At 60.3% G+C, this 15,029-nt stretch carries 15 protein-coding genes and 1 pseudogene; 4 read left to right on the forward strand and 12 right to left on the reverse strand.

Annotated elements, in window-relative coordinates; all coding sequences use genetic code 11:
- Nucleotides 1–240: 240 nt before the first annotated feature.
- The gene (locus tag ABVQ20_RS28830; protein ID WP_354463088.1) at nt 241–741 is read right to left on the reverse strand and encodes a MarR family winged helix-turn-helix transcriptional regulator; all 501 of its coding nucleotides are present in this window, start codon (nt 739–741) and stop codon (nt 241–243) included.
- Between the two features lie 345 nt (nt 742–1,086).
- Here ABVQ20_RS28830 and ABVQ20_RS28835 point away from each other — a divergent pair, with 345 nt between their 5' ends.
- Both ABVQ20_RS28835 and ABVQ20_RS28840 read left to right on the forward strand, forming a co-directional pair.
- Nucleotides 1,087–1,422, forward strand: coding sequence for an SDR family NAD(P)-dependent oxidoreductase (locus ABVQ20_RS28835; protein WP_354463089.1), 336 nt, complete (start codon nt 1,087–1,089; stop codon nt 1,420–1,422).
- Entirely contained in the window at nt 1,419–1,916 is a 498-nt protein-coding gene (locus ABVQ20_RS28840; RefSeq protein WP_354463168.1) for an SDR family NAD(P)-dependent oxidoreductase, read from the forward strand. Before ABVQ20_RS28835 ends, ABVQ20_RS28840 begins: the two co-directional genes overlap by 4 nt.
- 165 nt (nt 1,917–2,081) lie before the next feature.
- Here ABVQ20_RS28840 and ABVQ20_RS28845 read toward each other — a convergent pair whose 3' ends face one another.
- From ABVQ20_RS28845 to ABVQ20_RS28860, 4 genes are all read right to left on the reverse strand, one after another.
- On the reverse strand, nt 2,082–3,125 hold the full coding sequence (locus ABVQ20_RS28845; RefSeq protein WP_354463090.1) for an ABC transporter ATP-binding protein: 1,044 nt from the start codon (nt 3,123–3,125) through the stop codon (nt 2,082–2,084).
- The gene (locus ABVQ20_RS28850; protein WP_354463169.1) at nt 3,122–4,948 is read right to left on the reverse strand and encodes an ABC transporter permease; all 1,827 of its coding nucleotides are present in this window, start codon (nt 4,946–4,948) and stop codon (nt 3,122–3,124) included. The genes ABVQ20_RS28845 and ABVQ20_RS28850 overlap by 4 nt, the downstream gene beginning before the upstream one ends.
- A 16-nt stretch (nt 4,949–4,964) precedes the next feature.
- Nucleotides 4,965–5,924 (reverse strand): ABC transporter substrate-binding protein, encoded by a 960-nt coding sequence (locus ABVQ20_RS28855; RefSeq protein ID WP_354463091.1) that lies wholly within the window; start codon nt 5,922–5,924, stop codon nt 4,965–4,967.
- Nucleotides 5,925–6,030: 106 nt separating this feature from the next.
- On the reverse strand, nt 6,031–7,002 hold the full coding sequence (locus tag ABVQ20_RS28860) for a MurR/RpiR family transcriptional regulator (RefSeq protein WP_354463092.1): 972 nt from the start codon (nt 7,000–7,002) through the stop codon (nt 6,031–6,033).
- A 108-nt stretch (nt 7,003–7,110) separates the two neighbouring features.
- Here ABVQ20_RS28860 and ABVQ20_RS28865 point away from each other — a divergent pair.
- Nucleotides 7,111–7,466 (forward strand): annotated as a pseudogene (locus ABVQ20_RS28865) (transposase); the annotation flags it as partial.
- Nucleotides 7,467–7,504: 38 nt separating this feature from the next.
- Here ABVQ20_RS28865 and ABVQ20_RS28870 read toward each other — a convergent pair.
- Nucleotides 7,505–8,305 (reverse strand): class I SAM-dependent methyltransferase, encoded by an 801-nt coding sequence (locus ABVQ20_RS28870; protein WP_354463093.1) that lies wholly within the window; start codon nt 8,303–8,305, stop codon nt 7,505–7,507.
- A gap of 464 nt (nt 8,306–8,769) precedes the next feature.
- On the opposite strand from ABVQ20_RS28870, the gene ABVQ20_RS28875 reads away from it, so the two are divergent.
- Nucleotides 8,770–9,012 (forward strand): hypothetical protein, encoded by a 243-nt coding sequence (locus ABVQ20_RS28875; RefSeq protein WP_354463094.1) that lies wholly within the window; start codon nt 8,770–8,772, stop codon nt 9,010–9,012.
- Nucleotides 9,013–9,018: 6 nt separating this feature from the next.
- On the opposite strand, the gene ABVQ20_RS28880 is transcribed toward ABVQ20_RS28875, so the two are convergent.
- The 6 genes from ABVQ20_RS28880 to ABVQ20_RS28905 form a co-directional block, all read right to left on the reverse strand.
- Nucleotides 9,019–9,231, reverse strand: coding sequence for a hypothetical protein (locus ABVQ20_RS28880; RefSeq protein ID WP_354463095.1), 213 nt, complete (start codon nt 9,229–9,231; stop codon nt 9,019–9,021).
- The gene (locus ABVQ20_RS28885; RefSeq protein WP_354463096.1) at nt 9,228–9,983 is read right to left on the reverse strand and encodes a COG4280 domain-containing protein; all 756 of its coding nucleotides are present in this window, start codon (nt 9,981–9,983) and stop codon (nt 9,228–9,230) included. The genes ABVQ20_RS28880 and ABVQ20_RS28885 overlap by 4 nt, the downstream gene beginning before the upstream one ends.
- A gap of 39 nt (nt 9,984–10,022) precedes the next feature.
- The gene (locus ABVQ20_RS28890) at nt 10,023–11,084 is read right to left on the reverse strand and encodes an ABC transporter ATP-binding protein (protein ID WP_354463097.1); all 1,062 of its coding nucleotides are present in this window, start codon (nt 11,082–11,084) and stop codon (nt 10,023–10,025) included.
- A gap of 3 nt (nt 11,085–11,087) precedes the next feature.
- Nucleotides 11,088–12,809, reverse strand: coding sequence for an ABC transporter permease (locus ABVQ20_RS28895; protein ID WP_354463098.1), 1,722 nt, complete (start codon nt 12,807–12,809; stop codon nt 11,088–11,090).
- Between the two features lie 38 nt (nt 12,810–12,847).
- A complete protein-coding gene (locus ABVQ20_RS28900; RefSeq protein ID WP_354463099.1) occupies nt 12,848–13,849 on the reverse strand; it encodes an ABC transporter substrate-binding protein in 1,002 nt (333 codons plus the stop codon).
- A 90-nt stretch (nt 13,850–13,939) separates the two neighbouring features.
- On the reverse strand, nt 13,940–14,941 hold the full coding sequence (locus ABVQ20_RS28905) for a MurR/RpiR family transcriptional regulator (protein WP_354463100.1): 1,002 nt from the start codon (nt 14,939–14,941) through the stop codon (nt 13,940–13,942).
- Nucleotides 14,942–15,029: the final 88 nt, after the last annotated feature.

Consider the following 15,029-nt stretch of genomic DNA (forward strand, 5'->3'; position numbering starts at 1 on the left):
GCGATCGCGGTGGAAAGCGCTCAGCTTCTCGATCATGGTGCCCTCTCGCTCGGCCGCCAACCACCCGGCATCGGCCGCCCGCCCTCAAGACGTTTCCATCATCATCACCGGGAGTCGTCGCTGCCCGGGGTTTGCACCGGTTATTTGCGAATGGAAACCGCGCGGATTCGTTGCTTCCGACCACAGGCTAGATCGCCAATGCGGTGGCCCATTGATGATCTCTCGAGATCGCTACGGCACTTACAAAGGCTCCGTTTGCTCAACATACGATGGGCGGGACAGGCCGGGATGGACGCCGAGCCTAAGACCCTGCTGGATGGCAACCCGTTGGAGAAGTCCGGCAAGCTGATCTTGCTCTTCCGTTGACAGGGCTGCGAGCAGTTCGTTTTTATGTTCTCGCGCCTCTCTAGCGATGATCGCAAGTTCTGCCTCACCGCCGGCGGTTAGAGTAATCCGATGCGACCGGCGATCTTCTTCGTCGCGTACCCGGCAGACGAGCCCACGACTTTCTAGCTGATCCGCCATAGCGACAAGCCTGCTAGCTGGCATGCCGATGGCGTCGGCGAGCTCCTTTTGAATCGATCCAGGATTGCGAGCCAAAAATCGCAGGACGCCTACCAACGGGGGCGTGAGATCGATAGCGCGCATCCTCGCGGCAAATTTCGAGGCGGCATGCGCTCCCAACTGAGCCAACAAAAATGCGGGACCGTCTCTCTCTCGGTCCGCGGGAGCTTTTTCCATATTCATTTACCTTGCATAAAATAATTATATTGCGTAATAGTTACATTAAGTAATTATTACGCCTTGAATGAATCAATGTCAGAAGCTGCATCGTCTGTCACGCAGCGATCCGTGCAAGCCGCTAATGATGGTCGGGATGGGTTATGCGCTGCTCTTCAACGTCGGAAGGTTGGCAGTTGGCTCGCTGTTTGCGCCGGTTCATTTCCGGTGTGATCGTCGAGCGCCGAGCAGGCGGGCTGTCCCAATCGCTACCCTAATGGTTTGCGTTGCTCGGCGTCGCAGCCGCCATCACCGGAGAGTTGTGCTGCCGGGATGGCCCATTTAGAGAAATGAAGGAACAAGACGATGGACGATCAGTCTATCGAGCAGGCCCCAGGCTTATTAAGCGAGAAAGTCGCACTTTTGATTGGCGCCAGTCGCGGTATCGGTGCACGAACAGCGAGGGTCCTGGCTCGGGCCGGCGCGAAGGTGATGCTTGCTGCCCGTGACGAAAAGGCGCTGGAGGCCGTTGTTGGGGTAATCCAAGCCGAGGGCCATGAAGCGCATTTTATGTCCTTGGATGTGGGCGACGAGCGCTCTGTAGAGTGCTTGGTCGATGCGACGTTGGGTGCATTTGGGCGGCTTGATATTGCTTTAATAACGCATCTGATGGGGGAGCGCCGCAACCTCTCGCCGACATAAGCGTCGATGATTTCGACCGTGCTATCCGAACCAATGTCAGGGGAACCTTCCTCGGCATGAAGTTCCAAGTTCCGGCCATGCTTGCCACGGGCGGCGGCTCCATCGTCAACATGGCTTCATTGGCTGGCGTCCAAGGCGTTGCAAATCTCGCGGGCTATGTGACTGGTAAAGCAGGTATAATAGCGCTGACCAAGGTCGCTGCGCTGGACTATGCGGATCGTGGAGTTCGCGTGAATGTTCTTGCGCCAGGTCCTATCCTTACGCACCATCTGGAGGCAGCTGGCGAACAAACCCAACGACAAGCGGCGAGCGCGACACCGATGCGGCGTCTTGGAACAGCCGACGAAGTCGCCAAAGCAGTCCTGTGGCCGGGGTCGGACGAAAGCAGCTTCATCACCGGCGCTACGCTGCCGGTCGACGGAGGGCAGTTGGCAGGCATCAAGCCTGATCGGATGTCCAGGCAGGGTCGGGAGATGCCGCGCGCCCGCGATTGACCCGCACGCCTCGGATGATGACCAGGAAGAAGCTCAAGCGGTAGACGTGAACGATTGCCTGGACGAAATCGACAAGCACGGATTTCATTTGTAATGCGTGTGCGCTGCCAACCAGGCGGTTGCCAGTATCCATGACACGCCCCTATGGTCGAAAGTCCGAGGGAACTATTCAGTTAGAATGACGCAGCGGTCGGCCGGAATTGAAAATCCCAGGGTCGTCCCCGTCGGCACAGCATCGGGCCAATCAAGCCGGACACGCTGTTTGCCGAGTTCAATGACAAGACGCCAGCATCTGCCCTGAAATGCTTGTGAAACAACGGTTCCCTGCAACCGGGTGGCGGGATGAGACGTGGCGGGTCGGGCGTCCTCGGGCCGGATAACCAAGTCTCCGACCCCGGGTCGAGCGCCGGTCGCCTGAAGCGGCTCCGTTTCAACGTCGGCAAGCTTGAACATTCCTTGGTGGACGGTACCCCGCACGAGCGAGAAACCGCCAATGAAGCCTGCTACAAATGCGTTCGCGGGCTTCTCATAGATCGCCTGCGGCGTGTCGAACTGGGCGATGACGCCGGCACGCATTACGGCTATGCGATCCGAGACCGCCATAGCCTCTGCCTGGTCATGGGTGACATAGACAACCGTGATCCCCTCGGACCTGACCAAGTCCATCATCTCGACGCGCATGTCTTCGCGCAAGGCCGCATCGAGATTGCTGAGCGGCTCGTCGAAAAGCATCAGCGCTGGACGGGCGGCGAGACACCGGGCAATTGCCACCCGCTGCTGCTGCCCTCCGGACAACTCGACTGGATAACGGCCGCGATAGGCCGCAAGGCGTGTGACCTCGAGTGCGTGATTGAGCCGCTCCGCGACGTCCCTTTGCGACAATCGCTGCGACTCAAGGCCGAAGCCGAGGTTCTTTTCGACTGACATGTGCGGCCAAAGGGCATAGTCTTGGAACACCATGCCAATGCCGCGCCGCTCGGAAGGAACCGCAGCGTTCGGACTCCAGACGGTACGTCCATCGAGTGTGATTTGCCCCTGATCGGGATCGGTAAGACCTGAAATGACGCGCAGCAGGGTGGTCTTCCCCGAGCCACTCGCCCCAAGGAGCGAGACGACTTCGCCCGCGTTGACGCTCAGGCTCAGATTATCGAGCACAGGACGACCGCCAAGTGACTTCGAAATGCCCGAGCACCTAAGGGAGGCGGTCACGATGAGCTTATCCCGGAAGAGGCAGGTGTTGGCATGACGGCTGATGCAACGCCACGCCGCGTCACAAACCTCTTGGCAAACAGCCAGATGATCCCGGCGCCACCCCCAGCCACAAGCATGCTCAAGAGCGACAGCGCCGAGCCAAGGCCGTCCTGGTCGTGACTGAAGAGATGGGTCACCATTGGCGGTACCGGTGGGCCGTTCACTGGAACCAGCATTTGTGAGATCGGAAGTTCGAACATCGTGCGGATGAAAGTGAACAGGAATGCCGTCACCACGCTCAGCAGCACCAGCGGCAGTGTGATCCGCAACAGCCGTCGCGTGGCGCCGACACCATGGAGTTTGGCGGCTTCCCCGAGGCTTGGCGACAACTGGCCGATTGCTCCCATTATGATGACCAGGCAGTAGGGCAGGGCGGCGGCGATATAACCGGTCACCATCAGCGAAGCGTCGCCATAGTGTGGAAACGGCCAATTCCGCAAGCCAGGCAGCCGGTTCCACATCAGGATATAACCGAAGCCCAGCACAATGCCGGGGATGGCAACGGCTCCCAACGAAAGGCCGAGCACCAGCGGTCTCAAGATGCCTCTCGACCGGTCGAGTTCGGCCGCGAGTATCAGCGCACCCCCGCAAGTGATCACCGCGGCAATACCCGCATAGGCGAGGCTGCGAAGAAGCGCGCCGTCGGTATCGGTGCCGAAGGAAAGCGCGGTCAGCACGTTCGCGGCTGTAAAATTTCCAAACGTCAATCCTGCACCGAGGGTGCGGGAAAAGGCGCGCGCAGCGATCGCCGCGACCGGGAGGAACAGGGCGAGGGAGGAAATCACCAATGCGGCGATCGCAGCTGGCCAACGCCAGAGGCCGAGATCATAGGTGCGCCCATTTTTTGAGCGGCCAGAGATCAGTCGCGGGTCGGCACGGCGCCGCAGCAATCGGTCGACCATCGCGACGCCAACGACGAGCAGCAGCAAGATCAGGGCCTGCACGCCGGCCATCGGGAAATCAACAGGATAGTCGCTGGCGGCGGCGTAGATGCCATAGGTGAGGACGCCGAAGTTCGAGACCCGCGCGATCGTCGAGGCCATGCCGAAATCCGACAGCACCTCGGCAAAGATTGTAATCAGGCTGAGGGCGATGGCCGGCATCAAGAGCGGCCCGTTGATATGAAGCCATATCCGCAACGGCCGCACGCCCGCCATGCGCGCGGCGTCCTCGTATTCGCCACCCAGTCCGGCGAGTGCCGCTCCGATGACGAACGTAGCAAGCGGAAAAAGGTTGAGAGTCTGTACGAAAACGAGACCCGGCAAGGCGAAGAACGTATGGATGAACTGGGTCGACAGAATGCCCCATTGCGCCAGATAGCCGCCGGGCGAGATCAGCAGCACCCAGGCCAGCGCCTTTAGATAGGAGGGGGTGAGAAAGACCAGCCATGGGACTGCCGAAATGAACCGCCGCGCCGGAATGTTGCAGCGCCGCGCCAGCAAGGCAAAGGCGCCACCCAGCAGCGTGGCGGTGAACGCGGTCGTTGCCGCCAGTTCCAGCGAATTGACGACAGCATTGCCGACCCGCGATGATCCAAACGCCTTTTCCAGCGGACCAAGGCTCAGCGCCATGTCCGGTGCGTTGACGTCGAACAGGCCCGGCATCACGGCCTGCACCAGCACCAACAGCAACGGCAGTCCGAGTAACATCGCGAAAACGGCGTAGATGATAAGCGGCAGGACGCTGACGCGCCCAATCGCGCTCCTTACGAAGGCAACCATCTGCTTGTCGCTGGAGCCACGGACAATTCCCGTGGCCCCCAATTGCTGTTCGTGTGCCATGCTCAAGCTGACAAGGTCATTGGACGAAGGTGTCCTTGTACCAGGTCTTCCACTCGGTCTCGTGAGCCGAGGCGAGCTTGTCGTCGAGCACGACGAACGGAATGTCGATCTTCCTGCCCGGCTTGGCGCTGACGCCCTGGATGATCGGGATAAAGAAGAAGTCGGTGTCGTCGCCATTCATCATGGCAGCCTGGCCTTCTGGGCTGGTCATGAAGGCGACGAACTTTTTGATCGCGTCCATGTGCTGGGTCTTGGCACTGATGCCGATGCTGGCAGGCAGCGCGACAGAGCCCTCGGTCGGGTAGATGGCGACGACCGGTTCGCCGCTCGCTATCTTCGCGAAAATCGAGCTGTCCTGATTGATGCCAACCTTGGCGTCGCCGGTGAGAACCGACTTGTCGACCGGGCCGCCGCTCGGAAAGCCAGCTAGAGCCTTGTTGGTGAGGATCTTGGCCAGCATAGCCTTGCCGGCATCGACGCCCTCGGTCTGGAACACGCCGGCGAGCCACTGATACATGGGCCCCGACATGTTTGGGTCCTTCGAGGCAACACTGCCAGCGAACTTTTCGAGATCGGCCCACGACTTCGGTAGCTGGTCGGCCGGGACCTTCTTGGTGTTGACTTCGATTGCCGTCGTGCTGGCGCCCGTAGGCACAAAGGCATGACTGGCCGGAATGAGCGACTTGCCAAGATCGTTGAACTTGATCGAGTCATAGAACGCGGCCGGGACCGGCTGCAGCACGTGGTTCTCCATCATGCGTTCCATGACGGCGGAACCGTCCACCCACACGATGTCGAACTGCGGATTGTCGCCTTCAGCTGCGATTTTCCCCAGCGTCTCACCGGTGCCGCCGGGCTCCACGACATCAACGGTGACGCCCGTTTTAGCGGTGAAGGCCTTCGCCGCCGTGGCTGCGAAATCGAGTGCATCATACATGATCAGATCAGCGGCCATGACCGATGAGGTCAGTAGCATTGTAGATATACCCAATGTAATTCCGATACTTGCGCAAGATATCATGGTTTAACTTCCCATATCTTTGAGGCGGTAACTGTGATGTAAAATACAGACTATTATCTCTTCATGAATTTTCTATGTCAGTATTTGGTTTACTGCGAGATTTACTTTTACGTGTTCCTCGCTTTGTCCATGATTTGTCAAGTGCGCCGCGCAGGGCGCTGAATCGATCGAGATTGTCGAGCGCCGCCTCGCGGTGCCGACTAGCGAGTCCAATGATCATCGCCTCGATCAGCACCATCGTGCCGCCGTGCATGGCGAGGTGATCGGCTTTGCCGCGCGGCACCGGGAGCAATTCGGCGATCTGGTCGGCGACGCGCGCGCCCAGATTGTCGCTGATGAGGACCACAGGCACGCCTTGACGCTGCGCTTCCGCCAGGACCACCGTTACCTCACGGTAAAGTGGTGCTTGGGCTATCATAAGGATGGCGTCGCCCGGCTCGATCCACAGCAACCGATCGGCGAGACCAACCCCGGCGACCGACATCGCGCTGGCGCTCAGCCCGATGCGATTGAACTGGAGCGCGGCGTAGTCCGCCATGGCGCCGGATGGTCCAATACCGAAGATGTGCCGCCGCCTAGCCTTCGAGAGGATTTCAACGGCATTGCTGAAACGCTGTGACATGTCGGGGCGCTTGAGGACGTCCAGCACGCTCTCGTGGATGCCGATGACGTGACTGAGCGCGCCCTCGCCGTTGGCACCTGTCGCGTCTAGCGTGTGTTCGAGGCGCTTTGCGGGAGAGGGCGTTCCCGTCAATTCGGCGAGGAGTTCCTTGCGCAACTTCGACAGGCTGTCGAAACCGAGCGAGCGGGCCGTTCGCACGACCGTCGCGTCGCTGGCGCTGGCCATCTCCCCGATCTGAGCTGCGGACCCCAGCAAGACGGCGTGCTTTTGCTCGACAAAGAACAGGGCCATGCGTTGCTCGGCCGGGGTCAGCGTCCCCAGTGTCGACTGTACGTGCTCGTCGAACGTTACCCGTTCGACTGGTCCTGTCGTTCCGCTCAACGCACTCTCCGTGCCATACGCAAGTAGCAATCTCTACGGGATTACTATGAGAAGCGTTTGTTACAGAGAGATGACGGGTTTCCACTCGCAATCATGTCAAGGACGGCGAAGTTTTTTATTCTGTGCCGGAGCGCCGGCGCGCCGTGGATCGTCAACGCGCCGATGAATGGCGCCATCTTCGAACACTACGTCGAAACTCAGCTCGCTCCCGAACTGTCGCCCGACGATGTCGTCATTCTCGACAATGTCGGCTTCACAAGACCGAGCGCGCCGCACAACTGGTTCGCCAAAGGGGCGCTTGGCTCCTGTTCCTGCCGCCATACTCGCCCGATCTCAACCCCATCGAGATGGCCTACTCAAAACTCAAGACGCGGCTGCGAAAGAAGGCCGCCAGAACCTTCGACACACTCTGCCAGGCTCTCGGCGATACCTGCCTGTTTGAGCCAGCCGAATGCAGAAACTTCTTCAAAGATGCAGGATATGAGGCCGGTTAATCGCGACGCGCTTTTAGGTGTGGCGCGCATATCCGCATTCACCGCTTGCACAGTCGAGCCACAAGGCCTCGAAAGCCGAATGGCAACCAAACTGGTTGAATATCGATCTGATCCGTCGCAAATGCGCTCCTACTCAAGAAATCCTCCAGTCCTTTCCGATCAAATGTTTGCCGGGTTTCAGGACCAATGAATTGCAACCCCCTCATAGAAGAGCAATCCGTCGCATAGATCGACATTGTTCCGCCGGGGCGTAGAACCCTGTGGGCTTCCGCGAGGGCGGTCCCAATCGGCGAACAGAAGTAGATCACGTTGACAGCTAGAACCTTGTCAACCGAGGCGGTTTCCAGTGGAAGCTGCTCGCAGGTGCCCTGGATCAGTTTCAGCTTTCTATGGTGAATTGCTGCTCGATTTCGAGCGTGGGCCTGACGAACCATCGTTGGCGACCGATCCACCCCGGTAACCGTGCCGCTCCGCGCAAGTTTGGCCATTTTCTTGAGCGCCCAGCCCGGCCCAAATCCTATTTCGAGCACGTCATCCTGTTCGGCGATGTCCAAGAGTTCGATGGCGCGCCTGTTGGGTAGGTGGTTTATCAGGCCCATGACTGCCCCGGTCAAACGCCCGCACATGCCCTGCGGCATGGAAAACTGCTGCGCGATAAAGTTGTGCAGGCCCAGGGTGCCTTTGCCATCGAGTGTCTCGACGACCGCCGCTTGCGGCGGTGCCAGATGGGTTTGCCGGCTAAACGCGCCTTGAAAGACGAGGTCATCGTCCCTGCTGCATCCGTCGATCCTCGGAACCAATGCTATTGCCGGCCATTCCCGGGCTTTTTCATCTAACATTCATCGTTGCTTTTTATTGCGGTCGATACACAGGGATGCCAGTTCGATATGCGGCGTCCGAAACGCGACCTGCTGAAGTGTGCGACGATAGCGATCGTTGCAGCGGCAGGCGCGCTCACGCCATTACGACCGATCAACGACCGTGTAGGTCGTTTCGATGGTCGGAGGAACACGGGACCGAGCAGCCGAGCCATTTCGAGTGGAGGGAGAAACGACATCGCCACAATTGCGTCGCCGGCGAACCCTCTGCATTGCCACAGCGCGGACGCAACCCAGAAGGTTTCAGCGATCCTGTTCATTGAGATGACTCCGTTTTCCCCGAAGCGATGGGCCATTGATATTTCCCGCGCATTGCCGCTCGAATACATATTCGTAAGGTGCCGTGGTGCCTTGGCTGGCGCATTGGATAAGTCGCGTTGCGGATAGGGAAGGGGCATTTCTCGCCCGCGCGATGATACTTCTGGATGGCAGCACAAGCGCTCGACGTCCCGCCTTTCGGGCGGCGGCTCAAAAGACTCGCCTGGCTGCCTTCAATGATATCGCCAATCACCGCGGATAGTGCCGATTCATCCCCGAGAAACTGCCCCAACCATGGCGTCAAGCACGCGATCGTGCTCAAGAACGTCGTCGTTAAACGCGAAGTCGGCGTTGGCCGCCAGTATCGAGAAGGCAAGCAGCGTCCTCCTGAACTGGATGCACGGCTTTGATTTCGGCTATCGCTGCTTGTGAGCAGCCCTATAGAGGCTCTCGATCAACAGCACTACGCAGCCCAGGAGCAGAGACCCTCCACCGAGGAGCGGCGAGACAATGCTTGTTTTCACCGCGGCCGTGACCAGCGCGATCAGTATGACGACAAACAGCGCCAGGCTGCCGTCGTCGATGAACAGGCCCAGGAATTCGGAGATTGCGGTACGGATGACTTTCATGGCGTATTGGCCTCAAGTTTGGCGGCATAAGTGCCGCGAAGAATGCGGATGGCGACGAAGGCGACCACAGCAAGGATCACCATGATCCCTAGAATCGCCAGATCGGCTCCCGGCCACGCCGCGCCTAGACCTTCGCCGGTCCAGAAGATGCCGAACGAGGTCAGCATCAGCCCTACAACGAATTTGAGGGTGTTCTCGGGCACAGTTGACAGCGGGCGGTGGATAACGAGGCCCAACACGATAACCAGGACGCAGGCGGCCGCGGCGCCAAGGCTGGCATAGCCGAGCAGGCCGTTTCCAGCGCCGACCGCGATCACGATGAAGACGACTTCGACGCCCTCGAGCAGCACAGCCTTGAAGGCCGTCAGCCCTGCCAGGAAGTCGGCACGACGGTCGGAGGCCTGCCGTTGCAAGGCGTCCGTCTCGGCAGCGAACGCTTTCGCCTCGTCGTGGAGCGCTATGTATCCGGAGGCGCGCAGGATCGCCTTGCGTAGCCAGCGTATGCCGAACAGGATCAACAGAACGCCGACGACATATTGCAGGAGCTCGATCGGGATCTGGCCGAGCAATGGTCCGAGCACGATGATGAGCGCCGCCAGAACTGCAAGCGCCAGCCCTGTTCCGACGAAAGCGGGCCGCCAACTGCGCGACAACCCGACGGCGAGGATGATGGTGAAGGCTTCAACGACCTCGACGAAGGAGCCGAGGAACGACGCGGTGACTGCCGATGAGATGGTGGTTATGTTCGTCATCAAGGTTTTCCCACAAAGGTAAAAATGGCCACCAGATGCTTAGTTCGAAAGCACGGTGCAACGGTCTGGCGGCAGCGAGAATTCGATCACGGTGCCCAGGTTCTCGCGGGTGGGCCAGTCCAGGCGGATGATGTCGGTCGAGACCTTGATCATCAGCCGCCAGCAGCGGCCCTGATAGGCGCTGTCGATCACTTCGCCGCAAATCCTGTTTTCGGGATGGCTGGCCGCGGGCCGGCCATCCTCCGGCCGGACGACAAGCACGCCATCGCCGCTCACGCCAGGCGAGCGATGGCGTAGCTTGAGCGTGCCACCTTCGGCATGGAAGGCGTCTTTCTCGGTCCATCCCTTGAGCAGGGAGAAACCACCGAGGAACTGTGCCACGAACGCATTGGCCGGTGCCTCGTAGATCTCCTGCGGCGTTGCAAATTGCGCAATCGTGCCGCGATCCATGACGGCGAGGCGATCCGAGACGGCCATGGCTTCCGCCTGGTCATGTGTGACATAGATGGCGGTGATGCCCTCGGCACGGATCAGCCGCACCATCTCGGAGCGAAGATCGTCGCGCAGCGCGGCGTCGAGGTTGCTGAGGGGCTCGTCGAGAAGCAGAATCTGCGGCCGAGCGGCCAGACACCGGGCGATCGCGACGCGCTGCTGTTGTCCACCCGAGAGTTGGCTTGGCCTTCGCCCCCGCAAGGAGCCGAGACGCGTTACATCGAGCGCATGATCGACGCGCCGCTTGATCTCATCGCTCTTCATGTGTCGGGCCTCGAGGCCGAAGCTCAAGTTCTGCGCCACCGTCATATGCGGCCACAAGGCGTAATCCTGGAAGATCAAGCCGATCTGCCTGTGCTCGGCCGGCACGCGGCGGCGCTTCGACCAGACCGGATCGCCCATTAGGTAGATCTCGCCGCTATCTGGCGTTACCAGGCCCGCGATGGCCCGCAGCAGTGTGGTCTTGCCTGAACCGCTCGCACCGACGAGCGAGACGACTTCGCCTCGGGCGACCACGAGGTCCAGGGACGCGAGCACGGTCTTGTCACCAAGCATCTTGACCAGGTTGCAGCATTGGAGGGCAGAAGGCAGCGAAATCGAGGACGTCATGGCCTATGAATCTCCTTGCGACAAAGCATCGGGTCTCCTGGCAAGGGAGGTGATCGCGCCGATTGCAGCGACGACGCCAAGGGTGGCGATGGCAAGCGCGCACGCGACGGCGTCGCGGCCTTGGGTGAAATCGTCGACGATGACCACGGGGACAGGCGGACCTGCTTGCGGAAGCAGGAATTGCGACATCGGCAATTCGAAGATCGAGCGGATGGTCGTGACGCCGAAAGCAATCAGGATGGCGCTGCCGATAAGCGGCAGCACCACCTTGACCAGATGGCGGCCGGGTGAAGCGCCGGCGAGGCGCGAGGCTTCATGCAGCGACCCGCCTAGACGCCCCAGTGCCGACCACATCAAGATCAGGCAATAGGGTAGCGCCGTTGCCGCGTAGCCTATGATGAGAAGCAGCCGCGATCCGTAGAGCGGCACGTCCTTGAAGCCAGGAAGGCGGTCATAGACGAGGATATAGCCGAAGGCGAGCACGATACCCGGCAGCGCCACCGTCGTCAGGGCGAGGCCCGACGCCACGAGGCGTGTCGTGCGACTGGCGAGCGATATCTGATAGGCGAAGACCAGCCCGAAGGCGACGGCGAGCACGGCGGCGGCAAGACCGTAGACCACGCTCCAGACAAGGCCCTGGCCGGGTATGCTCGAAACATCAAAGACTGTCCGGACCGCAGCGAGCGAAAAATTGGACCGGGCAAGACCACCGCCGAGCGAGACGGTGAGCGAGCGCAGGACGATCGCTATCAGGGGGAGTACAGCCGAGCCTATCGTAAAAAGCGCCATCAGGGCCAGCGCCGGCGCCTGCCAGGGGCCAAGGTGGAAGCGGGCAAGCGAACGATTGCGACCGGTGACGAAAGTCGTCGTGCGATCGCCGCCCATTAGGCCGGCGACCACGATCGAGCCGGCCACGAGCAGGACGAGAACCAGGGCCTGTGCCCCCGCGGAAGCGAAATCAACGGGATAGTTCGCGGTCGCGGCGTAGATATTGTAGGTGATCAGCCCGAAATTCATCGACCGCGCGATTGTCGTCGCAATACCGAAATCGCCGACGACCTCCGCGAAGGTCGTGAGAAGCGCCAAGGCAATGGCCGGCACGAGCATAGGCAATACGACCCGCAGCACGATCCGCCACGGTCCAGCCGAAGCGACACGCGCTGCGTCGATGAACTCGCCGCCGAGCCCCTCAAGGCGGGATCCGACGATGAAGTACGGTATGGGAAACAGTGAAAAAGCCATCACCATCATCAGCCCAGCCGGGCCGAAGAAGGCACTGCCGGTTGCCGGACTGACGAGACCAAGGCCAACGAAATATCCGCCCGGCGACATCAGGAGCACCCAGGCAAGCCCCTTGAAATAGCTCGGCGTTGCGAACACCACCCAAGGCAGGGCGGAAAAAGCGCTCTTGCCGCGAATGTCGGTCAATGCGAGCAGGAGCGCCAGTGCCGTGCCGACCACGGTTGAAAGGACCGCGCCGACAACGCCGAGCACCACTGTATCGATGATGCCCCGCGCCAGACGGGGCGAGGTGACAAGGTGGTTGATGGCATCAAGCGAGGGGACGAAGCTCGGCCCTGCAAGGTCGAACAGCCCCGGCAGGAAAGCCTGCACCACAACCAGCCCAAGCGGCAGGCCGATCAGGATGAAGGCGACCGCCCAAAGCGCCGGGGCGGCGACGCCGCTGCCCCAGCGCTCTACGGAGATGTCAAACGCACGCGCCATAAATAGATTGTCCTAAGCCGCAGTTCGAAGCGATTGCCTCACGGAACGAACTGGTCGCGGAACCATTGCTTCCAGGCCGCCTCATTCTTCGCTGCGACATCGTCATCGAGGATTGCCCAGGACGCGGTGTTGTCGACACGCGCACCGTTGCCCTTGATGCCCGTGATCAATGGCGCGAAGTAGCCATCGCCGCCGTCGGTCGTCAGCATGGCCTTCTGGCCCTCGGTAGTCAGCAGGAACTGAATGAACGCCTTTGCTGCCTCCTCATGTTTGCTGGCTGTCGCGATACCGGCAGTCGAGGGAAGCGCGGTCACGCCTTCGCTGGGATAGACGACCTTGATTGGCTCGCCCTTGGCTATCAGATCGTAGATCGTGCTGTCCTGCTGGATGGCGATCTTCGCATCGCCGGAAATGACGGCGCGATTGACCGTTTCACCACTCTGAAGACCGCTTAGCGCCTTGTTGGTGAGGGTTTTCTCAAGCTGGCCCTGTCCCTTGTCGACGCCGACCGTCTGAAAGTAGCCGGACAGCCACTGGAAAGCAGGACCCGAGAGGTTCGGATCCTTGGCGGCGACAGAGCCGGCGAAATTCTGGAGGTCGGCCCATGATGTCGGTAGAGGCACCGTACCGATCTTCTTGGTATTGACTTCGATTGCCGTCGTCGACACCGAGATCGGGAAAAAGGCCTCGCTGCCGGGAACAAGTTTTTTGCCAAGCGCGGTATAATCTGCCTTAGTGGTGAGGCCATGTTCCGGCTTCAGGATACCCTGTTGAGCGAGCCGGCTCATGACGGCTGAGCCTTCGACCCATAGGATGTCGAATTTGGGATTGTTGCCTTCTGCCGACACCTTGCCGAGAAGCTCGCCGGTGCTCAGAGACACCAGATTGACGTCGATGCCGGTCTTCTCAGTGAAGGCTTTGGCCGCCGCGTCCGCCGTGTCGAGCGCGGTATAGAGTACGAGGGTCTCGGCCTGGCTTGCCTGCATAGCGGTGCCCAGCATCAAAGCCGACGACAGTGCGGTAAGAATAATACTCTTCATCATTGTCTCCATACATGTAGTGTTGGATATAATTGGCATATTAACCTTACATTATATTTATGACAGTACTTTAAAGGAAAAGTCATATTATCAAATCTTGCTTCGGCCTATGCCGCGCTTGAGCCAGGCCTTGTCTATTGTTCCCCGCAGAACGCCAAGCGACTCGAGGCTGGCGATTGCCTTGGCACGATCGCGCGCCGCTAGGCCGACGATCATCGCCTCGATCAGCACCATCGTGCCGCTATGCATGGCCAGATGATCTGCCCGTCCACGCGGCACCGGCAGGACTTCCGCCATGTGTTCGGCGACGAAGGGGCCAAGACTGTCGCTAACAAGGACAATGGGGTTGCCGAGCTGGCGGGCGCGCTCGATGACGATCTCGATCTCCCGATAGAGGGGGGCATAGGCGATCATCAGAACGGCATCGCCTTCGCCAAGCGCCAGCAGCCGGTCTGCGAGTGCCACTCCCGAGGCCGAAAGCGCTGTCGAAGCGAGGCCGATGCGGTTGAACTGCAGGCTCGCATAGTCGGCGAGCGCGCCCGACGGGCCGATCCCGAAAACATGCCGTCTTTTGCCGGCAAAGAGGATATCGATCGATCGTGAGAAGCTGGCCTGAAAGGACGGGGCCTTCATCGCCGCGAGCGCTTCCTCGTGCATGCCGATCACGTGGTCGAGGACCTGTGCGCTGTTGTCGCCCGCATCTTCGAGCGTGAGGCGAAGCCGGGCGCTCGGCGTCGGGGTGGCAATGATGTCGGCAAGCAGCGTCTGCCGCAGATCGGACAGGCCATCGAAGCCAAGAGAGCGAACAGTCCGCACAACGGTTGCATCACTCGTTCCCGCCAATGCCGCGATTGCAGCCGCCGATCCCAGCAGAGCCGCATCTTTCTGCTCGACCAGACAGCGCGCCACACGCTGCTCGGCGGGTGACAATCGACTAACGGACTCGGCCACACGATCGGCGAATGGCGCCCGGTCGGGAGCCGGAACAGCAGCCAAAGGCGGTGACGCACCCATTTTGACCCTCATGTCGAGATCACTACAGAGCTTCAGTATCTGTAGTGAATGTAACGGGATGATGACGGATCCCGACAAAGGGCGCGATGATTGGGATGGGTGCCCCTGGGGGCGCCACCGAGCAACCGAACGATGGACCGCCTGCTGACATATCGAAACCCATGTG

The sequence above is a fragment of the Mesorhizobium shangrilense genome, from assembly GCF_040537815.1.
Taxonomy (GTDB): domain Bacteria; phylum Pseudomonadota; class Alphaproteobacteria; order Rhizobiales; family Rhizobiaceae; genus Mesorhizobium; species Mesorhizobium shangrilense.

Bases quoted from the DNA above. Each gene is read 5' to 3' on its own strand.
- ABVQ20_RS28900 (WP_354463099.1), bottom strand. From the start codon at position 13,849: ATGAAGAGTATTATTCTTACCGCACTGTCGTCGGCTTTGATGCTGGGC.
- ABVQ20_RS28855 (WP_354463091.1), bottom strand. From the start codon at position 5,924: ATGCTACTGACCTCATCGGTCATGGCCGCTGATCTGATCATGTATGAT.
- ABVQ20_RS28850 (WP_354463169.1), bottom strand. From the start codon at position 4,948: ATGGCACACGAACAGCAATTGGGGGCCACGGGAATTGTCCGTGGCTCC.
- ABVQ20_RS28830 (WP_354463088.1), bottom strand. From the start codon at position 741: ATGGAAAAAGCTCCCGCGGACCGAGAGAGAGACGGTCCCGCATTTTTG.
- ABVQ20_RS28895 (WP_354463098.1), bottom strand. From the start codon at position 12,809: ATGGCGCGTGCGTTTGACATCTCCGTAGAGCGCTGGGGCAGCGGCGTC.
- ABVQ20_RS28875 (WP_354463094.1), top strand. From the start codon at position 8,770: ATGGCAGCACAAGCGCTCGACGTCCCGCCTTTCGGGCGGCGGCTCAAA.
- ABVQ20_RS28880 (WP_354463095.1), bottom strand. From the start codon at position 9,231: ATGAAAGTCATCCGTACCGCAATCTCCGAATTCCTGGGCCTGTTCATC.
- ABVQ20_RS28890 (WP_354463097.1), bottom strand. From the start codon at position 11,084: ATGACGTCCTCGATTTCGCTGCCTTCTGCCCTCCAATGCTGCAACCTG.
- ABVQ20_RS28885 (WP_354463096.1), bottom strand. From the start codon at position 9,983: ATGACGAACATAACCACCATCTCATCGGCAGTCACCGCGTCGTTCCTC.
- ABVQ20_RS28835 (WP_354463089.1), top strand. From the start codon at position 1,087: ATGGACGATCAGTCTATCGAGCAGGCCCCAGGCTTATTAAGCGAGAAA.
- ABVQ20_RS28870 (WP_354463093.1), bottom strand. From the start codon at position 8,305: ATGTTAGATGAAAAAGCCCGGGAATGGCCGGCAATAGCATTGGTTCCG.